Source organism: Mesorhizobium sp. M0478 (assembly GCF_040321305.1).
In the GTDB taxonomy this organism is placed as follows: Bacteria; Pseudomonadota; Alphaproteobacteria; order Rhizobiales; family Rhizobiaceae; genus Mesorhizobium.
In genome coordinates this window covers 161519-185645 of sequence record NZ_JAMYRH010000002.1, presented here as the reverse complement: position 1 = coordinate 185645, position 24127 = coordinate 161519, and the positions used below count along the sequence as shown (strand labels likewise).

Here is a 24127-nt window from a genome sequence, read left to right as displayed (position 1 = left end):
CCCTTGCGCGTCAAACCCCGAAACGGCCATGGTCGCGCTCTTGTCGCAACCAGACTTTCTCAACCAGGCAGGGACTTTCCTGATGTTCTTTGCATCCGACAACTGGGCGGGCGTCCATTCCAACATTGCCGCCGGGCTGTCAGCCAATGCTGGCGGCTTTTCGACCGCCTATGGCGATGGCGATCTCGACCGGGCCGTCTACCAGCGTTTCAGCGAGATCTTCGAACGCGAGGTTGCGGTGTTCTTCGTCGCTACCGGCACGGCGGCCAACTCGCTGTCCCTGGCCGCTTACAACAAGCCCGGCGGCATTTCCTTTGCGCACCGCGAATCGCACATCATCGAGGACGAATGCGGCGCGCCGGAATATTTCAGCGGCGGCTCGCGTCTCCATGCTGTCGACGGCGCCCTGGGCAAGATCGATCCGCACAATCTTGAACGCGCCGTCGCCCGTTTCGCACCCGAAATCGTCCATTGGGGACGCCCGACGGCCGTCTCGATCACCCAATCGACCGAAGTCGGCACAGTGTACGGGCTCGACGACATTTCCACCATTTCGGAGATCGCCAAACGCTTTTCCCTGCCGCTGCATATGGACGGCGCCCGTTTTGCCAACGCATTGGTCGCGCTTGAGACGACGCCGGCCGAAATGACCTGGAAGCGCGGCGTCGACATCGTCTCGTTCGGCGGCACCAAGAACGGCTGCTGGTGCGCCGAAGCGGTGGTGCTGTTCGATCTAGACCGCGCCAAGGAGTTGTCCTTCCTGCGCAAGCGCGCCGCACAGCTGTTCTCCAAGTCGCGCTTCATCGCAGCGCAGTTCGACGCCTACTTCACGGACGGCCTGTGGCTGGACACGGCCCGTCATGCCAATGCCATGGCCGCGCGCCTGGCGGCTGCGATCGAGGATTCGGCAACGGCGAAGCTCGCCTGGTTGCCGCAGGCCAACGAGGTGTTCGCGGTGATGAAAAAGGCGGAAGCCGAAAGGCTGCAATCCGTCGGCGCAGCCTTTTACGACTGGCACAGGCCGCACGGCTTCGACGGCCATGTCGGCGAGGACGAGTTGCTCTATCGCTTCGTCACCAGCTTTGCCACGACTTCAGATGAGGTCGATCGCTTCGGCCAGATGATCGCCTGAACCCGCGAGACCGCGCCAATGACAAAGCCACCTCTCGGCTCAACCATGCGGCTGGTTCGCCCGGCGCCAAACGTGCTCGGCTTCTACGATGGCCGCGTTGACGGCGTTCGCGCCTGGTCGGACGAGCCGAACTGGCTGGACGACGGCGCCTATGCCCTCGGCATCTGCACCTATGCGATCGTCGATGGTTCGCAGGCGCTTGTCTACGACACGCATATTTCGCTGCCTCACGCGCGCTTCATCAGGCAGACGCTCGAAGACATGGGCGCAACATCGATCCGGGTCGTGCTCAGCCACTGGCATGACGATCATATTGCCGGCAATGAGGTGTTTCAGGATTGCGAGATTATCGCCAACACGCTCACCGCCTCGGCGCTCGCGAACAACCGGGCTGAGATCGAAAGCGGTGTTCCACCGATCAAGCCTCTCGTGCTGCCGAACAGGACCTTCGCAGGCAGTCTTGACCTCGCCGTTGGATCGATCGCCGTCGAACTGCGTCAGGTCGAAATCCACAGCCATGACGGCACGGTGCTGTTCATGCCCGAAACCGGCCTGCTCCTGGCGGGCGACACGCTCGAGGATCCGATCACCTATGTCAGCGAGGCGGATCGGCTGGCGCAACATCTGGTCGATCTCGAACGCATGAGCGGGTGGCCGATAGACCGCATCTTGCCCAATCACGGCTCGCTCGAAGCGATTGAGCGAGGCGGCTACGACAAAGGCCTCATCGCCGCCACGCAAGCCTACGTTCAAAAACTGCTTCGCTGCCGGCGTGAGCCTGATCTTGCGAAGCAGGATCTGAAAACCTTCGGCGCCGACATATTCGCCACGGGCGCGGTCGAGTACTTCGCGCTGTACGAGCCCGTCCACCGGCAAAACATCGAGGCCGTTCTCGCAACCGGCACCGGTCGCTAAGCAAGGAAAGGCCGCGCCAAAAGCTCGAGGCCAAGCAAGATCAGGAAAACAAGAAACCAGCGCCGGAAGGTCGCCGGGCTGATCCGCTGCCGGAGCAACTGTCCGAGCCACATGCCGAGCAAGGCCGGCGCAACCGCCAGCGACGACATGGCGACATGCCCGACCTGGAACGCGCCGTGCGAGGCAAGGCCGGCAGCGAGCGCGATCGTCGACACGGTGAAGGACAGGCCGAGCGCCTGGATCAGATCGTCACGGCTCAAGCCCAGCGCCTGAATGTAAGGTACAGCGGGCACGACGAACACGCCGGTGCCGCCGGTGACGATGCCGGTAAGGAAACCGACGATGGGCGACGACCAGCGCTCGGCTGACGCGGGAACCGTCAACTGCCGCGCCAGCAGCGTATAGACGGCATAGACGATCAGCGCCGCCCCGAGGCCGGCCGTCGTCCATTTGACATTGTCGCTGGCCAGCAGCCATGAGCCGGCCAGCGTGCCGGCGACGATGCCGACCATCATCAGCCACAGCCGCCTGAGGATCCATCCGAAGCTCGGGCCGGCAAACAGCTGCCAGATATTGGTGACGAAGGACGGCACGATCAGCAGCGAAGCCGCGGCGACCGGCGGCATGATTGTGCCCAGCAGCCCCATCGCCAACGTCGGCAGTCCCATACCGGTAACGCCCTTGACGATGCCGGCCAGCAGGAAGGTCACCGCAATGGTTGCCGTTAGGGCCAGGGAAAAATCAGCCGAAAGATCAGACATCGCCCTTCATGGGAAGACGGCGCCCGCCGCAAAAGAGCCAGAACTCTTCGGTTGGGGTGACAGAGGCTGCGGCGAAAAAAAGCGGCGCCTCGCGGCGCCGCTTTCGTCTCGGGAGGAGACGCTTTCAACCTTGGGCGTTGTGACGCCGCCGTCTTGATCACGCGGCGTTCTTGGCCTCGATCTGCTTGGCGTTGGCCGAAGAGGCGGTAATCGCGATCTTGCGCGGCTTCAGCTCCTCGGGGATGTTGCGCTTAAGGTCGACGAAAAGCAGGCCGTTCTTCAGGGTGGCGCCGACGACCTCGACATGGTCGGCAAGCTGGAAGCGGCGCTCGAACGAACGCGAGGCAATGCCGCGGTAGAGCAGCTCGGAGCCTTCGCCATTGCCCTCTTCCTTGCGCTCACCCTTGACGGTCAGCACGTTGCGGTGGGCTTCGATCGAAATCTCTTCGTCCGAGAAGCCGGCAACCGCCATCGAGATGCGATAGGCGTCCTCGCCGGTGCGCTCGATGTTGTAGGGCGGATAGGTCTGCGCGCCATCGGGCTGGGCCAGCGAGTCGAGCATGGTGAACAGGCGGTCGAAGCCGACGGTCGAGCGATAGAGCGGGGAAAAATCAACGTGACGCATGAGGTGTTCTCCTGTTGAGCAACATGTTTGCGTGTGGCCGGTGCGAAACCCTGGAAAGGCGTTTCGGGTGGACCAGCAGCCCCGACATCGGCGGCTGCATCCGACATTTGGGGAGCGCAAAAGCGCATTTCAAGGATTTTTGAAGAGCGCCAATCGAGGCGTCGATGAACGGCAGATGAACCGCTGCTTCGGCGCCCGTTCAGCCGGCCGGCGCTAGAGTGCCCCCAGGATAAAGAACCAGGCGGCGCCGGATGAAAGCGCCGCGACGAGGCCGACCGGGTGTAACGTCCCTTCCTCCCGGATCGACAGAGGCCGGAAGCACGCCGCCGCAGGCTGCTTCCGGCCTTGCTTGTCGTTCGTCCGCCCCCTTGGCGTCCTCCCTTTGCTTTTCATCCATTGGCGTCTATCACCATGCCGACGCCCTGCCGGGTGAGACACCACGAAGACGCAAGCGCCTAATGACGGATCTCTTCCATCCCACGCCAGGCAATCCGCCGCCGCAAAATGTCGCCGGCGGCTTTTTCACCACGCGCGACGGCAAGAAGATCCGCTACGGCCTGTTTGCCGCGATCACCCGGCCGCTGAAAGGCACCGTCGTGCTGCTGCCCGGCCGCAACGAGTGCATCGAGAAGTATTTCGAAACCATCCGCAACCTGACCGACCGCGGCCTCGGCGTCGCCACGCTCGACTGGCGCGGCCAGGGCGATTCCGACCGGCTGATCGCCGATCCGCAACGCGGCTATGTCCGCTCTTTCTACGATTACACCGGCGACCTCGAACAGTTCTTCGAGGATATCGTGCTGCCCGACTGCCGCGGCCCGTATTACATCCTCGCCCATTCGATGGGCGCCGTGATCGCGCTGCTCGCGGCGCCGTCGATGGTCAACCGGGTGCGTCGCATGGTGCTGATTGCGCCTTTCCTGACGGTGCCCGACTCGCCCGTGTCGGCAAAAACCGCGCGCCGCGTCTGCTCGATATTGTGCTTTCTCGGCCTCGGCCGGCTCTACGCCGCCTGGGGTCCGCGTCCCAGGGAAACCCTGCCCTTCGCCCTCAACAAGGTGACATCGGACCCCGGGCGCTATCAGCGCAACACGAAAATCTACGAGCACTATCCGCAACTGGCGCTCGGCGGGCCGACGATCCGCTGGCTGCAGGCGGCAATCAAGGCAGGCGAAGCCATCAGTGAGCCCGACTTCATGGCCAGGATCCAGGTGCCGCTGCTGATGATCGCCGCCGGCGCCGATCAGGTCGTCTCGACCAAGGCCGTGGAAGCCTATGCCAGGCGTCTGCGTCTGGGCTCGCTGCTGATGATCGATGGCTCGAAACACGAGATCCTGCAGGAGGCCGATGTCTATCGCGAGCAGTTGCTCGCCGCCTTCGACGCCTTCATACCCGGCAACGGCGACCCGACAGCCTGATGCCGCCGGCGCTGCATGTTGCGGCGCCTTGAGCTTGCGTCGCCTGCTGACAGCCTTCTGTCAGGAGCAGCGCCGGCAGCACCCAAAGAGCTAAAGATTCTGACAGCCGGTGCCGCCCCGGAATGCTCATCTCTCCGGGTCGAACCGAACGCCAAGGAGATGACGTCATGACCGAGAAAACCTGCGCTGCCTGCGATTGCCAGCTGGACGCCAACCCGATCCGCGTCAAGGTCGGCGGCAAGACCGTCGAGGTCTGCTGCGAGGAATGCGCGATTGCGCTGAACGAAGCCGGCGCCTCAGTGGCCGGCGCCGGCAACGGGGAAGCCTGAGCGATGCGCCCCGATCATGCGGCGCAATGCCTCGCACATCAGCCGACAACTCAAACCGCGACGTTCCGGCGGTCCTTGCGGACACAAGGCATCGCGGCGGCCAACTGGATCGGCCGTCAACTGGAAACGCGCCGAAGCCGCCTTGCCTTGCTCGAAATGACCGACGAACAGCTCAAGGACATCGGACTGTCGCGCAGCGACGCTCACTGCGAATACATGCGCCGTTTGTGGGACTGAGCCATGGCCGTACGAAGGGCCCGACAGGTGAAGTCTCCTGACAGGTTTGGACAAGCCAATCGCCTAATGTGCCGGAGCAGCTTTCGGCGCAAGGGTAGAATGCAACGGCCATGTCTCAGCTCACCATGTCGCAGTTCACGGTACAGACGCTTCTGGACACCGGCACCGTCAGGGTGAGGGATGTCCTCTGCAGTGGCGAATGCCGGCACAAGAGCGACGAAGAGTGCACCGCTGCCACGCATCTTGTGTTTCCCTATCGCGGCGTCTTCGTGCGCCATGTCGGCCGCAACGATGCGGTCGCCGAAGCCAACCAGTTGTTGTTCTTCAACAACGCCGAAGGCTACCGGATCAGCCATCCCGTCGAGGGTGGCGATTCCTGCCTCGATCTCGTTGTCGAGGAGGCGCAACTGCAGGAGCTGACGCCGAAGGAGCAGTTGCGCTCGGGCAGCGCCGTGGCGTTTCGTCGTCAGCGCCGCCGCATCGACCCGCGGGCTCAGGCGCTGGTGGCGGTGCTGCGCCACAGCCTGAGCCGCAACATTGCCGAAACGCTGGAGGCCGAAACCCTGGCGCTGACGCTGGTGCGGCGCTCCCTCGGCGAGCGCACCTCGCATGCCGCCGGCGCAAGCGCTGGCCGGCAGAAGCTGGTCGATCGCGCCAAGCTCGTCCTGTCCTCGGATCTTTCGCGGCGCTGGACGCTGGCCGAGATCGCCGCTGAAGTCGGGGTATCACCGGTTTATCTCACGCAGGTTTTCCAGCAGGTCGAGGCGATGCCGCTCTATCGCTACCATCTGCGCATGCGGCTGGCGCGCGCGCTCGACCTGCTTGGCCGCTACGACAATCTGACCACGCTCGGCCTAGACCTCGGCTTCTCCAGCCACAGCCATTTCAGCTCAGCGTTCAGGCAGGTCTACGGGCGAACGCCGGCGGAATTCCAGCGCTCGATCAAGCCGCGCTGATCGGGTCGACTATCAGCCCCGCAGGGCTGCCATTGCAGCCGCGTGAAGCTCCGGCGTTGCGGCGGCCAGGATGTCGCCGCCCTTTTCCGCCGGACCGCCCACGAATGTGGTGACGACGCCGCCGGCCTTTTCGATGATCGGGATCAGCGCCACGATGTCGTAGGGTTTCAATCCGGGATCGGCGACGATGTCGACGCTGCCCGAGGCAATCATGGCAAAGGCGTAGCAATCGGCTCCGTAGCGGGCGAGCTGGATCTGTTTCTCGAACGCGTCGTAGCGGATGCGCGCCTCGCCCTTGAAAAGCGCCGGCGTGGTGGTGAACAAGGTCGCCTCGTCAAGCTTCGTCCTCTTGCGGGTCGACAGCTTCCGCGGCCCACCGGGGCCTTCGTAGTGGGAGCCGGAAGCGTTGGCGTAGAACAGCTCGCCGGTGAACGGCTGCGCCATCATACCGGCGACGGCGTCACCGTCGACCGTCAATCCGACCAGCGTTCCCCACACCGGCAGGCCTGAGATGAAGGCGCGGGTACCATCGATCGGATCGATCACCCAGACATGCCTTGAGGAGATGTTTTCGCTGCCATGTTCTTCGCCAAGGATACCGTGATCGGGATACTCAGCCGAGATCAGCGCCCGGATGGCGCGCTCGGCCTCGCGGTCGGCCTCGGTGACCGGGTCGAAACTGCCTTTTTCCTTGTTGGCCACCGCGCCCTGTGCGCGAAAACGCGGCAAGGTTTCAGCCGCCGCCGCTTGCGCGATCCGGCGCATGAAATCGATGCTGATGTCCACGTGATTCTCCCGCATTGCAGAGTGCCAACCCGGTCTGCAGGCACTTTCCCGCCAAAACAAGCCGGTTTATCGATTTTAGAGACATCAGCGTTGCCGAAATGTCACACATCGGCGCCATCGAAACGCATTTTCACATCAGAGTGAATTAAAAAAGCGTGGGATCGATTGACATTTGTGCATCGCACAATAAATTTGTTCTCGGATAGGTTTTCCTGTCCATGCCCTCCTTGGGCGTTTCCTCCCTAGACTTCGACCGTGTCGTGCAAACGATGCGGTCTTTTTTTACGCTGCGGGATGGCCAGCGCGGGATCTCATGAACAGCCGCCGCTCCGTGTCATTCGGCGGCCAGCGGCAGGTCTATGAAGTGGTGGTCGGGCATCGCCATCAGGTCGGCCGAAAAGCGCGCCATATCGTCGGCCAGCGCATCGAAGCCGGCCGATTTCTGGAACGTCCGCTCATTCATGTAGAGGCCGCGATTGACCTCGATCTGCAGCGCATGCAGATGGCGCGCCGGCCGGCCGTAATGCTCGGTGATGAAGCCGCCTGCATAGGGTTTGTTGTGGGCGACGGTGTAGCCCATGCCGATGAGCAGGCCGATCGCCGTCTCGGTCAGGGCTGCCGTGGCCGAGATGCCGAAACGGTCGCCGACGATGAAATCCGGCCGCAGGCCGCTGTCGCCCACCCTGATGCTCGCCGGCATCGAATGGCAGTCGATCAGCACGGCATAGCCGAACCTGGCATGGGTTCTGGTCAATAGCCGCTTCAGCGTCTCGTGATAGGGTTTGTAGACCGCCTCTATGCGCTGGACGGCCTCCGCCAGCGGCAGACGGCCGGAATAGATGTCGAGCCCCTCACCCACCAGCTTGGGCACGGTGCCGAGCCCGCCGGCAACGCGCGCCGAGCGGATGTTGCAGAAGGACGGCACCGGCTCGGCGAACATGCGCGGGTCGAGTTCCCAGGGTTCGCGATTGACGTCGAGGTAGGCGCGCGGAAAATTCGCCGCCAGCATCGGCGCGCCCAGCACCACCGCGCTGCCGAACAGCTCGTCGACATAGCAATCCTCGGAGCGGCGGATGGCGTTCCGGTCGAGCCGCGCCATGGCCAGGAAGCGGTCTGGATAATAGCGGCCGCTATGCGGTGAGTTGAAGACGAAGGGAACGCGCTGCTCGGCGCCCGATCGGATTTCGAAGGGTGGAACGACCGAAAAATCTTCGGCTGCCGTCGTCAATTTGAACGAACCCGGAAACAGCAATGCATCATGATGGGAAACTGCCACCTCATCGGCCGCATGTCCAGCATTTCGGCATGTCAGGAACCCCGTCAAATCAGGATTAATGCCGCCAACGTTCACTTGATGTTTACCGTCAGCTCCTCATATACAGGATGGTTAACGGGCTTGCCGGACGGCAGGCTTGGCTGGGGTGATTCGGACGGGACAAGATGGCACGCATTCTGCTGGCGGAAGACGACGACGACATGCGCCGGTTCCTGGTCAAGGCACTGGAGCGGGCCGGCTACCACGTCAGCGATTTCGACAATGGCGCCAGCGCCTACGAGCGGCTGCGCGAAGAACCTTTCTCCCTGCTGCTGACCGATATCGTCATGCCGGAGATGGACGGCATCGAACTCGCCCGCCGCGCCACCGAGATCGATCCCGACCTGAAGGTGATGTTCATCACCGGTTTCGCGGCCGTCGCGCTCAACCCCGATTCCAAGGCGCCGAAAGACGCCAAGGTGCTGTCCAAGCCCTTCCACCTGCGCGATCTCGTCAACGAGGTCGAAAAAATGCTGCAGGCCGCCTGAAGCACGCACAGTGTGATCTCGCCGCTTCGTCGGCGGCGCGACAAAACGAGCCTTTCTTTCCCTTTCCGGCTATTGACGCGCTGGACCAAAAATGGTGTATGCGCGGCTTCGGATGGGCGTGTAGCTCAGCGGGAGAGCACTGCATTGACATTGCAGGGGTCACAGGTTCAATCCCTGTCACGCCCACCATCCTTTCGATAACTTGGCCAAGCCCGTTTTTGGCGCACCCCTTCGACAACTTAGCCTGTAAGGCGGCCACCGCTTGTGGCAGCCGCCTCGTTCAAACGCGACGCGCTTTAGACGTGGTGCGGGCTTAGCGTCCTTGAAGGCGCAGGCTCGATGCCGTCCTCCATAAGAATATCCTTCTTGCGAGCGAACGCGACGAAGACGCCTCGTGCTGTCTCGGGTTCCACGTCACCAATCAGAGCGGCTTTGCAAGCGCGAATAGCAGCTCTCTGCTCCGGGCTGTTGCCACACCATTCGGATGCGAATTGATAGGCATCTGCGACCGTGTTGAGTTGGCGGGGAAAGCCCAAGCCCACCCACACCCGGACTGGCTTTTCAAAAGGTTTCGATAGCATCATGACCTCCTTTCCTAATGCATGTCACCCAGAAGTGTGCCGCGGGTCTGGGACAACGACATGCATCAAAACAAAGACTTAAAGCGTGTCGCATGAATCGGTTTCAGCGCGACGCGCTTTAGGCAGTCACTCCTCCGCCTTCGCCACCTCTGCCCATCATCCACGGCATTGTCGTGGATACTTCTTCCTCAAGGATTCTGGCTGCTTTCGCAAAACCGCTGAACGCGTCTCTGGCTGCGGAAAGCGGATAATCGCTATCGAAAGCTCGCTGGCAGGCCCGCAATGCGGTTTGGTGAATGGGGCCGCGCCTGTCCTTCGGCCATTCATAGAGGAACTCCAGAGCGTCCTCGAGGCACGTGATTTCCTGAACAAGGTTGTCGCCGCTTTTCACGAAAACGGCGCTGTCAAACATCCGATCGTTCATATGATCCTCCAAATCGAACGAACCATTGAGTTCATGGTTTGCGCGGTCCAGGCCAACTGCAGGCGCGCGACAGAGGCGCGCCAGTACGTCCTGCAGTGATCATCTTCGTTTCTCCGCAATCACAGCCTCCCGGCCGGAACCGGGAGGCGGACCCGCAGTTCAAAGTGTGACAGATCGACAGGATTACGCGGCTTTACGCGCGCGGTCCGTGTCTTGCGTGATCTGAGTGGCGGCCGTTGGCGTGTCGCCGACGCCGATGCTAATGCGGCGCGGTTTCAGCTCTTCGGGAATCTCACGGACGATGTCGATCGAGAGGAGGCCATTCTCCAGTTTGGCTGCCTTGATCTTCATGTGGTCGGCAAGCTTGAACGTCTGCCTGAAACTGCGATAGGCGATGCCCTGGTGCAGCAGCTGGCGTCCGCTCTGATCATCAGCCTTCTGGCCTACCACGACCAGTTCGGGTCCATGCTGGGTCAGCTCAACCTCATCCTGGCTGAAGCCTGCGATGGCCATCGAGATACGGTAATCGTTCTCGTCGACCTTCTCGATGTTATAGGGCGGCCAGTCTGGACGCGTGCCGCTGTCGAGCATGTCGAAAAGCCGGTCGAAACCGACGGTGGTCCGATAGAGGGTATCAAAGGTTCTCATAGCCACATCCTCCTTGAAGCAACATGGGTACAAGGACGCCGCCCCGTGCGGCGCCGCCATTTTTTGCCGAGCCTTATGGCCTTGGCGGAAATCGAATTAGGAGGCGCCCCAAATGAGTTCAAGAGCATCTCGAATTTTTTTTAGTAGCATCCTCCCATCGACGGAAAGCGAAATCTGAGTTTCTCCAGGACCTTCCCTTCGAACAGTCGAACAGCCCCTTGAAGTACAGATCCGGCGGGAAGTTTTCGCGCGATCTGCGCGACCGCATCGTCTACTGCCCCGCCGTCCCGTTTCGTACTCAAATGCCGGCCAGCAAGGAACCGGGTAGCGGCCTTCCGATCCGTAAATCCACCCTGTCGGAGGGCGAAACGTCCCGGCACGTGCCGGGACGTTTCAGGCTCGCGGATCATTGCGGCCGCGGATCGGGCCTGTCGGGCTTGTCATGAGGGGCGTTGCTGCCTTCACGGCACGGGGTGCCGATGCCGCAGCATTTGCCGTTGTAGGTGATACCGGGCTTGGTCTTCTCGCATTCCCTCGGCGGTGCCGTCTGACACCCTGCCAGCACCGAAACCGCGATGGCGGCGAGAAATGCGTTTCTTGAAGTGATAAACATTGACGTTCTCCTTGATGGACCGTGTTTGCTACACACCGCTTGGTCGCGGGCGGCAGCGAAATGGTTCAAGGAAAATTGGAATCAGGCCGCGCCGAGGCGGACATCACCCTTCTCAACATGGTTGAGAAACCACGCATACGTCTGTTCCAATCCACCGCGAAGTGCGTAGCGCGGGCGCCATCCCGTTGCAAACAGTCGCGAAACATCCATCAACTTGCGCGGCGTGCCATCTGGCTTGGTCGTATCGAAGGCGATATCAGCCTCGACGCCGGCGACCGATGCGACGGTCTGGGCAAGCTCGGCAATGGTGACATCCTCGCCCGAACCGACATTGACGTGGCTGTCGCCGGCATAATTCTTCAACAGCCAGACCAAGGCATCGGCGGCGTCGTCGACATGCAGGAATTCACGCCGTGGCGTGCCCGAGCCCCAGACCTCGAGGCTGTTGCCGCCGCTCAGCGCCAGCGCATGCGCCTTTCGCATCAGGGCCGGCACGACATGGCTGGACTGGAGATCGAAATTGTCGCCAGGACCGTAAAGGTTGGCCGGCATCGCCGAGATGTAGTCGACGCCATGCTGGCGCCGATAGGCTTGGCACAGTTTGAGCCCGGCGATCTTGGCGATCGCATACCATTCATTGGTGGGTTCGAGCGGACCGGTCAGCAGCGCGTCTTCCCTGATCGGCTGCGGCGCGAGCTTTGGATAGATGCAGGACGAGCCGAGAAACAAAAGCTTGCCGACCTCGCTGCGAAAGGCGCCGTCAATGACATTGCCCTGCATAACCAGGTTTTGCTGCAGGAAATCGACAGGGAACCGGTCATTGGCCAGGATACCGCCGACTTTGGCGGCCGCCATCACCACCGCATCCGGCCTGTGCTCGGCCATCCAGCGCCGCACCCCTGCCTGGTCGAGCAGGTCGAGCCTGTCGCGCGATATGGTGAGTATCTCGCAGTCCTCGCTCGCCAGCCGGCGCACGACGGCCGAACCGACCATGCCGCGATGCCCGGCGACGAAGACACGCTTGCCTTTCAGATCAAAGGTCGCATCCATGAACCTGCCTCACGCAGAACGGCTGTTCTGCCGCGTGCCGCCGGCGGTGCGCGCCAGATCGGCCTGCACCATTTCCGCCACCAGATCCCTGAAGCCGGTCGTGTGCGACCACCCCAGCCTGGCTTTGGCCTTGGCGGGGTCGCCGAGCAGCAGGTCGACCTCGGTCGGCCGGAAATAGCGCGGATCGATGCGCACCAGGACAGTGCCCGAACCGGCATCGACACCGACTTCATCGACACCCTCGCCTTGCCAGCGGATGGTGCGGCCGGTCTCGGCAAACGCCAGCTCGACGAATTCGCGCACCGAATGCGCCTCGCCGGTCGCCAGCACGAAATCGTCGGCTTCGCTGTGCTGCAGAATGCGCCACATGCCCTCCACATAGTCGCGCGCATGGCCCCAATCACGCTTGGCGTCGAGATTGCCGAGATAGAGCGTGTCCTGCAGGCCGTGATGGATCGAGGCGACGGCCCGCGTGATCTTGCGGGTGACGAAGGTTTCGCCGCGTGTCGGGCTTTCGTGGTTGAACAGGATTCCGTTGGCGGCGAACATGCCGTAAGCCTCGCGGTAGTTGACCGTGATCCAGTAGGCGTAAAGCTTGGCCGCGGCATAGGGCGAGCGCGGATGGAAGGGCGTCGCCTCGCTTTGCGGGACCTCGCGCGCCTTGCCGTAAAGCTCCGACGTCGATGCCTGATAGAAGCGCACCGACTTCTCCAGGCGCAGGATGCGGATCGCCTCGAGCAGCCTGAGTGTTCCCAGCGCATCGGCATTGCCGGTGTATTCCGGCGTCTCGAAACTCACCTGGACATGACTCTGGGCGCCGAGATTGTAGATCTCACCGGGCTGTGTCTCCTGCACCAGGCGAATAAGGTTGGTCGCGTCGGTCAGGTCGCCATAATGCAGGAAGAAACGCGCACCGCGCTCGTGCGGATCGACATAGATGTCGTCAACGCGCTTGGTGTTGAACGAGGACGAGCGGCGTTTGACGCCATGGACAATATAGCCCTTCTGCAGAAGCAATTCTGCGAGATAGGCCCCGTCCTGCCCGGTAACCCCGGTGATGAGCGCCACTTTTTCCGTCATTGCCGCTCCGTCCGCATCCAATCCCGGCAACCGAATACAGATTTGGCGCGAGAACGCAAATCCCCCATACGGGGGACAGGTTTCAGCCAGCGATTGTGTCGTTCTCAGGCACCTGCAACCGCGCAGAAATGCTTCATCCTGGCCAGTGCAAGCTCGGGATCGGCGAGCAACCCTGCCTGGTCGGCAAGGCGGAAGATGTCGGCATAGTGCAGGATGCCGCGCGCCGACTGCATGCCGCCGACCATGGCGAAATGGTCCTGATGGCCGTTGAGCCAGGCAATGAAGACGATGCCGGCCTTGTAATACTCCGTCGGCGCCTCGAAGATCTTGCGCGACAACGGCACTGTCGGCGCCATCAGCGCGTCAAAGCCGGCGCGGTCGCCGTCAGCCAGTTTCGCGAGCGCCGCACTGGCGACCGGCGCGATGGCGTCGAATATGCCGAGCAAGGCGTGCGAGTGCCGCTTCCCGTCGCCGGCAATCAGTTCGGGATAGTTGAAATCGTCGCCGGTGAACATGACGACGCCTTCCGGCAACCGGTTGCGCAAGGCAACTTCCTTGCCGGCATCGAGCAGGGAAATCTTTATCCCCTCGACCTTGCCGGCATGGCGCTCGATGATGGCGACGACGGTGTCGAGCGCGGCCTCGAAATTGCCGCTGCCCCAATATCCCTGCAACGCCGGATCGAACATGTCGCCCAGCCAGTGCAGGATGACCTTGCCGGATGCCTGGCTGAGGATGCGATCGTAGACCCTGATATAGTCGTCCGGATCTTTTGCGACCGCCGCCAGCGCCCGGCTGGCCATCATGATCGCGTTGCCGCCCTCGCCTTCGATGAAGGTGAACTGCTCCTCATAGGCGGCGATCACATCGTCGAGCGTTCTGGCAGCAGCCGGCGCCAGATGATCGGTGCCCGCGCCCGAGGCGAGGTCTGCGCCTTCGACGCTGCGCGCCTCGGCGATCGAGCGGCGGATCAATTCCTGCGCATTCGCCCAGTCGAAACCCATGCCGCGCTGGGAGGTGTCCATCGCCTCGGCGATGCGGAAGCCAAGCCGCCACAAATGATGCCGAAACGCCATCGTCTTGTCCCAATCGACCGCAGGCTTCGACCAGGGGTCGGTCATCGCGAAAGGATCGGCGACGACATGGGCGGCGGCATATGCGATGCGCGGGAAAACCGCACCGATTACGGGCTCGACCGGACTGCCCGCGAGCTTGTAGCTGACGCGGCCGCCATTCTGCGTAGGCAGGGTGATATCCATGGCAACCTCCGTTTTCGGCATCCTATAAATGGAACGTTCCAATAAATCAAGAACCTTTATGATTGCGGCGATTGAACCGGCCCAAATGCCGAAGAAGGCCAAGAGTCCTTACTAGGAACCACATTCATCACCTTTTCGATCTCCGCAAGAACCCCGATTGACTCTCGGTTGGCAGAGTGATTAGAACGTTCCAATAGATTTGCCCATTTAAGCGGAGGAAACCACCGACATGGCCAGCCGGGCCAAGGCAACGATCCTGGACATCGCCCGCGAGGCTGGTGTGTCCAAATCGACGGTGTCGCTTGTGCTGCAAGGCTCAGGGCTGATCCGGCCTGAAACCGCGGTCAAGGTTCGCAAGGCGATCGAGGATGTCGGCTATGTCTACAACCGCGGCGCCGCCAATCTGCGCAAAGCCCATTCCAACGTCATCGGCATGGTCATCAACGATCTCACCAACCCCTTTTTCGCCGAACTGGCGGTCGGCATGGAGCGCGTCTTCCAGTCAGCCGGCATCGTGCCCTTCATCGCCAACACCGCGGAGAACCCGGTGCGCCAGGAAGAAGTGCTGAAGTCGCTGATGGAACAGGGCGTCGCAGGCCTGATCGTGTCACCGGCGCGCGGCACCACGCCGGGCGCCTTCCGTCGCCTCGAGATGGCGGGCGTGCCGGTCGTCTTCGCCATGCGCCGCCTGCCGGACAGCCGCATCCCGGTGATCGCGCCTGACAATCATCGCGGCGCGTATCTCGCCGCCGCCCATCTGATCGGCAAGGGCCATCGCCGGCTGGCCTTCTTCGGCGGCACCTCCGACCTAGTCGTCTATCAGGAGCGCCTGGGCGGTTTTCGTGAAGCTTGCGAGACATTGGGCATGGCCAGACGCGACGTGCTTGTCGTCGAAGGCGAGACCAGCCGCAGGGGCGGCATCGCCTGCCTGGAAACCGCCCTTGCCATGGCCGAGCCGCCGACGGCGGCGCTGTGCTTCAACGACGCCGTCGCCTTCGGCGTCATGCTGGCGCTGCGCAAGCGCGGGCTGGAGCCCGGCGCGGATTTCGCCGTCGTCGGCTTCGACGACGTGGTCGAGGCCGAGCATTATATGCCGGCGCTGACCAGCGTCTCGGTGGACACACCCGGCCTCGGCGAACGCGCCGCCCACGTCATGCTGAAGATGATCCAGTCGCGCATCACGCATGCCGAGGACCATATCGGCGCCGTCAATCTGGTCGTCAGGGACAGCTGCGGTCCCGATCGCGGCGCCCAGGACACATCAGCAGGAATGGGAGACGCGGCATGAGCGTCAAATGGGGACTGATCGGCGCCAGCACGATCGCCAAACAGTTCATGATCAACGCCATCCGCGCGCAAGAGGGTGGCGAGATCGCGGCGGTGATGAGCTCCAGTCCGCAGCGCGCCAAGACTTATGCCGCGGAACAGAATATTCCGCTTGCCGTCTCGACGCTGGACGATTTGCTCGGCGCCGAAATCGACGCCGTCTACATCTCGACCACCAATGAACTGCATCTCGAACAGGCATTGGCTGCGATCAAGGCGGGAAAGCATGTTCTGTGCGAAAAGCCGCTGGCGCTGAACAGCACTGATGCGCGCACAATGGTCGCCGCCGCCAAGGAAGCCGGTGTCGTGCTTGGCACCAATCATCATCTGCGCAATGCCGGCGCCCACCGCGCCATGCGCGACGCCATATCAGCCGGCCATATCGGCAAGCCGATTGCCGCGCGCGTCTTCCATTCCGTCTATTTGCCGGAAAACCTGCAGGGCTGGCGCATTACCAAGCCTGAGGCCGGCGGCGGCGTGGTGCTCGACATCACCGTGCATGATGCCGACACGCTGCGCTTCGTGCTCGGCGACGACCCGATCGAGATTTCGGCCTTCACCCAGTCGGCCGGCCTGGCCGGCAGCGGGCTGGAAGACGGTGCCATGTGCATCTGGCGCTTCAGGTCCGGTTTGATTGCCCAGTCGCATGAAGGCTTCACCACGAAGTTCGCCGATACCGGCTTCGAGGTGCATGGTTCCGAAGGCTCGCTGATCGCTAAAAATGTGATGACGCAGAAGCCGGTCGGTTCGGTGCTGCTACGCACCGCCAAGGGCGAGGAGGAACTGAGCTTCGACCGCGAAGACCTCTACGTCAGGTCGCTGCGCCAGTTCCATGCCGCTATTAGCGGCGCGGGCCAGCCCTCCGCAACCGGCGAGGACGGCGTCTGGTCACTAGCCTGCGCCGAAGCAGCGTTGCTGTCCGGGAAATCCGGCAAGGCGGTTGCCATCGAGCCGAAACTCGGGAGCGCCAAGTGAGCAAGCTCGTCTCCGCTCAGCAGGCCGCCAGCCTCATCAAGGACGGCATGACCGTCTCCGTCTCGTCATCGAGCGGCCTCGGCTGCCCGGATGCCGTGCTGGCTGCCATCGGCCAGCGCTTCGACGCTGAAGGCCATCCGAAAGACATCACCACGCTGCATCCGATCGCCGCCGGCGACATGTATGGCATCAAGGGCATCGACCATCTGGCTAAGCCTGGCCTGTTGAAGCGCACGCTCTGCGGCTCCTATCCCTCGGGCCCCTCCTCGTCCGAGCCGCCGCAGATATGGAAGATGATCGGCGACAATTCGGTCGCCGCCTACAATGTGCCGTCCGGCATCCTGTTCGACATGCACCGCGAAGCTGCCGCCAAGCGGCCGGGCGTGCTGACCAAGGTCGGCCTCGACACTTTTGCCGACCCGCGCCACCAGGGCTGCGCCATGAATGAGGCTGCAAGCGAGCCGATCGTCTCGGTGCAGCAGTTCGACGGCGAGGAATGGCTCTATTTCCGCTCGATCGTGCCCAACGTTTCGATCATCCGCGCCACCACCGCCGACGAGCGCGGCAACCTCACTTACGAGCATGAAGGCGCCTATTTGGGCGGCCTCGAACAGGCGCTCGCCGCCCGCAACAATGGCGGCATCGTCATTGCGCAGGTCAAGCGCGTCGTCGAGAACGGCACGCTGAAGCCGCATGACGTGCGCGTGCCCGGCGTCCTGGTCGACCACATCGTGGTGGCGCCGGACCAGTTGCAGACGACGTTGACGCCTTACGACCCGGCGATTTCGGGCGAGATCTTCCGGCCGTTGTCCAGCTTCCGCAACGCTGAGATGAACGTCCAGAAAGTAATCGCGCGCCGCGTCGCCATGGAATTGCGCGACGGCATGGCGGTCAACATTGGCTTCGGCATCTCGGCAAACGTGCCGCGTATCCTTCTCGAGGAAGGCCAGCACGGCAAGGTCACCTGGGTGATCGAGCAGGGCGCCGTCGGCGGCGTGCCGCTGCTCGACTTCAAGTTCGGCTGCGCTTCCAATGCCGAAGCGATCATGCCCTCGCCGCACCAGTTCATCTATTTCCAGGCCGGCGGCTTCGATGCCTCGCTGCTCTCCTTCTTGCAGATCGACCGCCATGGCTCCGTCAACGTGTCGAAACTCTCGGCCCGGCCACATGTCACCGCCGGGGCCGGCGGCTTTGTCGACATCACGGCACGGGCGAAAAAGATCGTCTTCTCCGGCTTCTTCAATGCCGGCGCAAAACTGTCGCTCGCCGATGGCGGCATCCGCATCGATGCAGAAGGCAAGGTCAAGAAGGTGGTCAACGAGGTCGAACACATCTCCTTCTCCGGCAAGCGCGCCGTCGCGCAAGGGCAGGACATCACCTACGTCACCGAGCGCTGCGTGATGAAGCTGACGCCGGACGGTCTGATGGTGACGGAACTGGCGCCCGGCATCGACCTCGAACGCGATGTGCTGGCGCAGTCAGAGATTCCGCTCGGCATCGCCAACGATCTCAAGTTCACGCCGGCGGCTCTCTATCAGGACCGGCCGATCGGCCTGTCGCTGAATGGTGGCGCTTCTCTCGGAGGCGCGCATGGCTGAGCGCCTCGTCACCTTCGAGCAGGACGGCGCCATCGGCATCGTCACGCTGCGCCGGCCGGAGAAGTTCAACGCGCTGGACATTCCGATGCTGCGCGCGCTCGAGACAGCGCTCGACGAAGCCGAAATGGCTGAAGGTGTGCGCGTCGTGCTGATCCGCGGCGAAGGCAAAGGCTTTTGCGCCGGCGGCGACGTCGAGGCCTGGGCACAAATGAGCGCTGCCGACTTTCAGGTGCAATGGGTGCGCTACGGCCACCGTGTCTTCGACCGACTGGCGCGGCTGCGGCAGCCGACCATCGCGGTGCTTTCCGGCCATGCGCTGGGTGGCGGGCTGGAGCTGGCGGTCGCCTGCGACTTCCGTGTCGCCGAAACGCAGGTGAAGCTCGGCTTCCCCGAGACATCGATCGGCGTCGTCCCCGGTTGGTCCGGCACGCAGCGCGCCGTGCGCCGCTTTGGGGCCCAGATCGTGCGCCGCATGGCACTCGGCGTCGAGCTCTTTGCCGCCTCCGACGCGCTTGCCCTCGGCGTCGTTGACCGCGTGGTCGAGACCGGCCAGGCGCTGGCAGAGGCCAGGACTTGGGCCGAAAAAATCGCCGGGCGCGGGCCGCTCGCAACCGAAGCCGCCAAGCTGATGATCGCAGTCGCCGAAGGCGAGGAAAGTGCGGCCGCCACCGAGGCGCTCGCCAGCGGCTTCGTTGCGCTGACCGGCGACCTCAAAGCCGGCGTGAGCGCCTTCAAGGCCAAGCAGAGGCCGGCCTTTTCCAGATCTTAGAGAAAGCATGATGAACGCACCGCTCAACATTTCCATGCCGGCCGAGGCGTCCAAGGCGCCGAAGGCTTACAAGCTCCTGATCGACGGCAAGCATGTCGATGCCCGTGACGGCCGCACGATTGCGCGCAACAGCCCCGGCCATGGCTTCACCGTTTCGCGCTATGCGCAGGCCGGCGAGGCCGAGGTGGAGGCGGCCATGCAGGCCGCGCACAAGGCATTCGAGACCGGCCCGTGGCCGCGCACGAAGGCGGCCGAGCGCGCAGCCATCCTGCTCAAGACGGCCGACCTGATCGAGGCCCAGCTCGAAGACATCGCCCGACTCGATGCGCTGGAATCCGGCAAGCCGATCGCCCAGGCGCGCGGCGAGATCGGCGGCGCCATCGACATCTGGCGCTATGCCGCCTCGCTCGCCCGCACGCTGCACGGCGAAAGCTACGCCAATCTCGGCGACGCCATGCTGGGCGTCGTCCTGCGCGAGCCGATCGGCGTCGTCTCGATCATCACCCCGTGGAATTTCCCGTTCCTGATCGTCAGCCAGAAATTGCCCTTCGCGCTCGCCGCCGGCTGCACCGCGGTGGTTAAGCCGAGCGAAATGACCTCGGCCTCGACCTTCGTGCTCGGCGACATCCTGATGCAGGCCGGCCTGCCCGCGGGCGTCGTCAACATCCTGGCCGGCCTCGGCGCCGATGTCGGGGGGCCGATGGTCAGCCATCCGCTGGTCGAGATGGTGTCGTTCACCGGCTCTACCCGCGTCGGCAAGATGACCATGGCTTCCGCCGCGCAGTCGCTGAAGAAAGTCTCGATGGAGCTCGGCGGCAAGAACGGCCAGATCGTCTTCCCCGATGCCGATCTCGAGGCCGCGGCCGATGCGGCTGTCTTCGGCGGCTTCTTCAACGCCGGCGAATGCTGCAACGCCGGCAGCCGGCTGATAGTGCATGAGGCGATCGCCGACGATTTTCTCGCAGCCGTAAAGGACCTCACCGCCAAGGTGATTGTCGGCGATCCGCTCGACGACCGCACCAAGGTCGGCGCGATGATTTCCTCCGACCATCTGGCAAAGGTAGCCGGCTATGTCGCGGCGGCTGCAGTCGATGGCAGCCAGATCTACAGTGGCGGCAAGCAGTTGGCCTCGAGCGCCGGCCAGTATCTCGACCCGACCATCATTCGCGACGTTACCGAGGACATGGCTATTGCGCGCGAAGAAGTGTTCGGCCCGGTGCTCTCAGTGCTGACTTTTGAATCGATTGAAAAGGCGTTGCACATCGCCAACAACACGCCTTATGGTCTGTCGGCAGGGGTGTGGAGCGCCAGCATCGACACGTGTATGTCGGTGGCGCGTGGTGTGCGTTCGGGGACGGTCTGGGTGAACACATTCATGGAAGGCTTTCCCGAGTTGCCATTCGGGGGCTACAAGCAGTCCGGCATCGGACGCGAACTCGGCAAACGCGCTGTCGAGGATTATACCGAGGAAAAGACAATCCAGTTTCATCGCGGCCAGCGCACCGGTTGGTGGGTCGGCTGAGTTTGGAAGAACCCGGTGGGCTTCCACCGGTCGTGTAATGCAACAAGGGAGGTAGAACATGTTGCGCAAAATGCTTATCGGAACGGCTCTGGCGACGGCCTTTGCTTTCTCGGCCCATGCCGAGGACGTCAAGGAAGTGCAGATGCTGCATTGGTGGACGTCGGGCGGCGAAGCGGCTGCTCTCAACGTCCTCAAGGGCGACCTTGCCAAGGAAGGCTATGCCTGGAAGGACGTGCCGGTGGCCGGTGGTGGCGGCGACGCCGCCATGACTGCGCTGAAGGCCATGGTCGCGGCCGGCAATTACCCGACCGCGTCGCAGATGCTCGGCTACACCGTGCTCGACTATGCGGCGGCCGGCGTCATGGGCGACCTGACCGAGACGGCGAAGAAGGAAGGCTGGGACAAGTCGGTTCCGGCAGCCCTGCAGAAGTTCTCCGTCTATGACGGCAAGTGGGTCGCTGCTCCAGTCAACGTCCACTCCGTCAACTGGCTGTGGATCAACAAGGCGGTGATGGACAAGATCGGCGGCACCGAGCCAAAGACCTTCGACGACTTCGTCGCCCTGCTCGACAAAGCCAAGGCGGCTGGCGTCATTCCGCTCGCCCTTGGCGGCCAGAACTGGCAGGAAGCCACCATGTTCGACTCGGTTGTGCTGTCGACCGGCGGACCTGAGTTCTACAAGAAGGCCTTCAACGACCTCGACGACGAGTCCCTCAAGTCGGACACGATGAAGAAGTCGTTCGACAACCTCGCCAAGCTCGTCACCTATGTCGACCCGAACTTCTCGGGCCGCGACTGGAACCTTGCCACCGCCATGGTCATCAAGGGCGATGCCCTGGTGCAGGTGATGGGTGACTGGGCCAAGGGCGAGTTCAACGCCGCCAAGAAAACGCCGGGCACCGACTTCCTGTGCTATCGCTTCCCGGGCACGGAAGGCTCGGTGGTCTACAACTCCGACATGTTCGGCATGTTCAACGTTCCGGACGACCGCAAGGCCGCCCAGGTCGCGTTGGCCACCGCCACCCTGTCGAAGAGCTTCCAGTCGGCCTTCAACGTCGTCAAGGGTTCGGTTCCCGCCCGTACCGACGTTCCGGACACCGACTTCGACGCGTGCGGCAAGAAGGGCATCGCCGACCTGAAGGCTGCCAACGAAGGCGGCACACTGTTCGGCTCGCTTGCCCAGGGCTATGGCGCGCCTCCGGCGGTCGCCAATGCCTACAAGGACGTCGTTTCGAAGTTCGTCCACGGTCAGATCAAGACCTCGGACGAAGCCGTGACCGAACTGGTCAAGGCAATCGACGACGCCAAGTAAGCGCTACGCACCAAAAATACCTTCCCCGCACCGGCGGGGAAGGTTCCGATCCGCGAACCTGGTTGGCCGCGCGTCGACGGGAGGAACTCCATGAGTACGGTTGCGACGACACAGATCAAGCTGACACCCGAGCGGTCTCGCCCCTCCGTGCGCGCGCGATTGCAGGACGCGCTGCCGAAGATCGTGCTGGCGCCGAGCTTCGCCATCACCATCGTCTTCGTCTATGGCTTTATCATGTGGACTGTCTATCTGTCCTTCACTAATTCCAAGACCTTCCCGTCCTATGTCATTACCGGACCACGCGCGTATCTACGGCTGTGGGGCTGGACGTTCGACTCCGACCCGCCATCGAGCTGGTACACGTCGATCGTCAATATGGGCATTTTTGGCTTTCTCTACATCGCCATCTGCCTGGCGCTCGGCCTGTTCCTGGCCATCCTGCTCGACCAGAAGATTCGCGGCGAAGGCGTGTTGCGGCCGATCTATCTCTACCCGATGGCGCTGTCCTTCATCGTCACCGGCGTCGCCTGGAAATGGTTCCTCGACCCCGGCCTCGGTCTTGAGCAGACCTTGCATCAGTGGGGCTGGACGAGCTTCCATTTCGACTGGATCAAGAACAAGGATTTCGTCATCTACACGGTGGTCATTGCCGGCGTCTGGCAGGCCTCCGGCTTCATCATGGCGATGTTCCTGGCCGGCCTGCGTGGCATTGACGGCGAGATCATGAAGGCGGCGCAGATCGACGGTGCCACCACCTTTCAGCTCTACCGCCGCATCGTCATTCCGCTGCTGCGGCCAATCTTCCTGTCGGCCTTCATCGTGCTCGCGCACCTTGCCATCAAGTCCTACGATCTCGTCGTGGCGCTGACCAGCGGCGGCCCCGGTGGCTCGGCCTGGCTGCCGTCCAACTTCATGTATGAGTACACCTTCAAGCGCAACGAAATGGCCGTCGGCTCGGCCAGTGCCGTGATCATGCTGATGACCATCGTCGCCATCATCGTGCCCTATCTCTATTCCGAACTGCGGGAGAAGCCGCGATGAGCGCTGTCGCCACCCCTGCCCGCCCCGCTGCTTCCCAAAAGGCCTCCGGCGGCATGAGCACCAAGACCCTCAACCGCATCGTCATTTACGGGCTTCTGGCGCTGTTTGCGCTGTTTTATCTGATGCCGCTGTTCGTCATGCTGGTGACCTCGTTCAAGACCATGGACGAGATCCAGAACGGCAACATGCTGGCGTTGCCCACGGCGCCGACCTTCGACCCGTGGCTGAAGGCCTGGGGCGAGACCTGCGTCGGCCTCACCTGCGCCGGCATCAAGGGCTATTTCTGGAACTCGATCAAGATGGTGGTTCCAGCCGTACTGATCTCGACCATGCTCGGCGCGCTCAACGGCTACGTCTTGACCAAATGGCGTTTTCGCGGCGCCACGCTGGTGTTCGGGCTGATGCTGTTTGCCTGCTTCATTCCGTTCCAGTCGGTGCTGCTGCCGATGGCGACCATTCTCGGCAGCTTGGGACGTTTCGGCGTGAAGCTGCAGAATGCGACGGGTACGAGTTTCGGTCTCGGCAATCCGACGGTCAACCTGGTCTTCGTCCATGTCGTCTACGGCATCGGCTTCACCACGCTGTTTTTCCGCAACTATTACGAGGCGTTCCCGAACGAACTGATCAAGGCGGCGCAGGTCGACGGCGCCTCCTTCTTCCAGATCTTCCGCCGCATCATGCTGCCGAACTCGATGCCGATCTTCGTCGTCACCGTCATCTACCAGTTCACCAACATCTGGAACGACTTCCTGTTCGCTTCGGCTTACGCCGGCACAGGCGACTCCATGCCGATGACGGTGGCGCTCAACAACGTCGTCAACACCTCGACCGGCGTCGTCGAATACAACGTCAACATGGCGGCCGCGATGATCGCGGCTCTGCCCACTCTGATCGTCTATGTCGTCGCCGGCCGCTATTTCGTGCGCGGGCTGATGGCTGGCGCGGTCAAGGGCTGATCAATTCGGAA

General features: G+C 62.7%; 26 protein-coding genes and 1 tRNA gene. 16 read left to right on the top strand and 11 right to left on the bottom strand.

Translation table 11 applies throughout. The features are described from left to right. Positions 1 to 82 precede the first annotated feature (82 nt). Together NKI64_RS05305 and NKI64_RS05300 are read left to right on the top strand one after the other, a co-directional pair. A complete protein-coding gene (locus tag NKI64_RS05305; protein ID WP_023686416.1) occupies positions 83 to 1132 on the top strand; it encodes a threonine aldolase family protein in 1050 nt (349 codons plus the stop codon). Positions 1133 to 1150: 18 nt separating this feature from the next. Then, complete coding sequence (locus NKI64_RS05300; protein WP_023686417.1) at positions 1151 to 2047, top strand: MBL fold metallo-hydrolase; 897 nt, start codon at positions 1151 to 1153, stop codon at positions 2045 to 2047. On the opposite strand, the gene NKI64_RS05295 is transcribed toward NKI64_RS05300, so the two are convergent. After that, positions 2044 to 2808, bottom strand: coding sequence for a sulfite exporter TauE/SafE family protein (locus NKI64_RS05295; protein ID WP_023686418.1), 765 nt, complete (start codon positions 2806 to 2808; stop codon positions 2044 to 2046). The two genes, NKI64_RS05300 and NKI64_RS05295, sit on opposite strands and share 4 nt — an antisense overlap. 157 nt (positions 2809 to 2965) lie before the next feature. Next, positions 2966 to 3433, bottom strand: a complete 468-nt coding sequence (locus NKI64_RS05290; RefSeq protein WP_023671202.1) for an Hsp20 family protein — start codon at positions 3431 to 3433, stop codon at positions 2966 to 2968. A gap of 458 nt (positions 3434 to 3891) precedes the next feature. On the opposite strand from NKI64_RS05290, the gene NKI64_RS05285 reads away from it, so the two are divergent. From NKI64_RS05285 to NKI64_RS05270, 4 genes are all read left to right on the top strand, one after another. Then, entirely contained in the window at positions 3892 to 4851 is a 960-nt protein-coding gene (locus NKI64_RS05285) for an alpha/beta fold hydrolase (protein WP_352666852.1), read from the top strand. 167 nt (positions 4852 to 5018) lie between these two features. Further along, positions 5019 to 5180 (top strand): hypothetical protein, encoded by a 162-nt coding sequence (locus NKI64_RS05280; protein WP_023695699.1) that lies wholly within the window; start codon positions 5019 to 5021, stop codon positions 5178 to 5180. A gap of 3 nt (positions 5181 to 5183) precedes the next feature. Further along, positions 5184 to 5417: a DUF1127 domain-containing protein gene (locus tag NKI64_RS05275; RefSeq protein WP_084624710.1), complete on the top strand. Its 234-nt coding sequence runs from the start codon at positions 5184 to 5186 to the stop codon at positions 5415 to 5417. A gap of 125 nt (positions 5418 to 5542) precedes the next feature. Further along, positions 5543 to 6373, top strand: coding sequence for a helix-turn-helix transcriptional regulator (locus NKI64_RS05270; RefSeq protein WP_352667389.1), 831 nt, complete (start codon positions 5543 to 5545; stop codon positions 6371 to 6373). A 12-nt stretch (positions 6374 to 6385) separates the two neighbouring features. Here NKI64_RS05270 and hisN read toward each other — a convergent pair whose 3' ends face one another. Beyond that, positions 6386 to 7159: a histidinol-phosphatase gene (gene hisN / locus NKI64_RS05265; protein ID WP_023735045.1), complete on the bottom strand. Its 774-nt coding sequence runs from the start codon at positions 7157 to 7159 to the stop codon at positions 6386 to 6388. A 334-nt stretch (positions 7160 to 7493) separates the two neighbouring features. After that, complete coding sequence (locus tag NKI64_RS05260) at positions 7494 to 8435, bottom strand: N-formylglutamate amidohydrolase (RefSeq protein WP_023704024.1); 942 nt, start codon at positions 8433 to 8435, stop codon at positions 7494 to 7496. Between the two features lie 164 nt (positions 8436 to 8599). Between NKI64_RS05260 and cpdR the strand changes: the two genes are divergently transcribed. Together cpdR and NKI64_RS05250 are read left to right on the top strand one after the other, a co-directional pair. Further along, positions 8600 to 8962: a cell cycle two-component system response regulator CpdR gene (cpdR, locus tag NKI64_RS05255; RefSeq protein WP_023671195.1), complete on the top strand. Its 363-nt coding sequence runs from the start codon at positions 8600 to 8602 to the stop codon at positions 8960 to 8962. Positions 8963 to 9076: 114 nt separating this feature from the next. Beyond that, a tRNA-Val gene (locus NKI64_RS05250) sits at positions 9077 to 9151 on the top strand. A gap of 107 nt (positions 9152 to 9258) precedes the next feature. On the opposite strand, the gene NKI64_RS05245 is transcribed toward NKI64_RS05250, so the two are convergent. The 7 genes from NKI64_RS05245 to NKI64_RS05215 form a co-directional block, all read right to left on the bottom strand. Beyond that, entirely contained in the window at positions 9259 to 9546 is a 288-nt protein-coding gene (locus NKI64_RS05245) for a DUF982 domain-containing protein (protein ID WP_031197745.1), read from the bottom strand. 115 nt (positions 9547 to 9661) lie between these two features. After that, positions 9662 to 9967 carry a DUF982 domain-containing protein gene (locus NKI64_RS05240; protein ID WP_023701027.1) on the bottom strand — a complete coding sequence of 102 codons (306 nt, stop codon included), beginning with the start codon at positions 9965 to 9967 and terminating at the stop codon, positions 9662 to 9664. A 183-nt stretch (positions 9968 to 10150) separates the two neighbouring features. After that, on the bottom strand, positions 10151 to 10615 hold the full coding sequence (locus NKI64_RS05235) for an Hsp20 family protein (RefSeq protein ID WP_023671192.1): 465 nt from the start codon (positions 10613 to 10615) through the stop codon (positions 10151 to 10153). A gap of 406 nt (positions 10616 to 11021) precedes the next feature. Continuing rightward, complete coding sequence (locus tag NKI64_RS05230) at positions 11022 to 11228, bottom strand: hypothetical protein (RefSeq protein ID WP_352594578.1); 207 nt, start codon at positions 11226 to 11228, stop codon at positions 11022 to 11024. Positions 11229 to 11309: 81 nt separating this feature from the next. Next, entirely contained in the window at positions 11310 to 12278 is a 969-nt protein-coding gene (fcl, locus tag NKI64_RS05225) for a GDP-L-fucose synthase (RefSeq protein WP_352666846.1), read from the bottom strand. Positions 12279 to 12287: 9 nt separating this feature from the next. Then, positions 12288 to 13358, bottom strand: coding sequence for a GDP-mannose 4,6-dehydratase (gene gmd, locus NKI64_RS05220; RefSeq protein WP_023740953.1), 1071 nt, complete (start codon positions 13356 to 13358; stop codon positions 12288 to 12290). Positions 13359 to 13462: 104 nt separating this feature from the next. Next, positions 13463 to 14617: a dihydrodipicolinate synthase family protein gene (locus NKI64_RS05215; protein WP_352594573.1), complete on the bottom strand. Its 1155-nt coding sequence runs from the start codon at positions 14615 to 14617 to the stop codon at positions 13463 to 13465. Between the two features lie 229 nt (positions 14618 to 14846). Here NKI64_RS05215 and NKI64_RS05210 point away from each other — a divergent pair, with 229 nt between their 5' ends. From NKI64_RS05210 to NKI64_RS05175, 8 genes are all read left to right on the top strand, one after another. Next, positions 14847 to 15905 carry a LacI family DNA-binding transcriptional regulator gene (locus NKI64_RS05210; RefSeq protein ID WP_023740951.1) on the top strand — a complete coding sequence of 353 codons (1059 nt, stop codon included), beginning with the start codon at positions 14847 to 14849 and terminating at the stop codon, positions 15903 to 15905. Further along, a complete protein-coding gene (locus NKI64_RS05205) occupies positions 15902 to 16918 on the top strand; it encodes a Gfo/Idh/MocA family protein (protein ID WP_023714046.1) in 1017 nt (338 codons plus the stop codon). The genes NKI64_RS05210 and NKI64_RS05205 overlap by 4 nt, the downstream gene beginning before the upstream one ends. Further along, the gene (locus NKI64_RS05200) at positions 16915 to 18516 is read left to right on the top strand and encodes an acyl CoA:acetate/3-ketoacid CoA transferase (protein WP_023710931.1); all 1602 of its coding nucleotides are present in this window, start codon (positions 16915 to 16917) and stop codon (positions 18514 to 18516) included. The genes NKI64_RS05205 and NKI64_RS05200 overlap by 4 nt, the downstream gene beginning before the upstream one ends. Beyond that, a complete protein-coding gene (locus NKI64_RS05195) occupies positions 18509 to 19285 on the top strand; it encodes an enoyl-CoA hydratase/isomerase family protein (protein WP_352666839.1) in 777 nt (258 codons plus the stop codon). The genes NKI64_RS05200 and NKI64_RS05195 overlap by 8 nt, the downstream gene beginning before the upstream one ends. A gap of 10 nt (positions 19286 to 19295) precedes the next feature. After that, positions 19296 to 20807 (top strand): aldehyde dehydrogenase family protein, encoded by a 1512-nt coding sequence (locus NKI64_RS05190; protein ID WP_352667387.1) that lies wholly within the window; start codon positions 19296 to 19298, stop codon positions 20805 to 20807. 58 nt (positions 20808 to 20865) lie between these two features. Further along, positions 20866 to 22119: an ABC transporter substrate-binding protein gene (locus tag NKI64_RS05185; protein WP_032888198.1), complete on the top strand. Its 1254-nt coding sequence runs from the start codon at positions 20866 to 20868 to the stop codon at positions 22117 to 22119. Between the two features lie 90 nt (positions 22120 to 22209). Then, a complete protein-coding gene (locus NKI64_RS05180) occupies positions 22210 to 23160 on the top strand; it encodes a carbohydrate ABC transporter permease (RefSeq protein WP_352666835.1) in 951 nt (316 codons plus the stop codon). Next, positions 23157 to 24116: a carbohydrate ABC transporter permease gene (locus NKI64_RS05175; RefSeq protein WP_023671181.1), complete on the top strand. Its 960-nt coding sequence runs from the start codon at positions 23157 to 23159 to the stop codon at positions 24114 to 24116. The genes NKI64_RS05180 and NKI64_RS05175 overlap by 4 nt, the downstream gene beginning before the upstream one ends. The last annotated feature ends 11 nt before the right edge of the window (positions 24117 to 24127 follow it).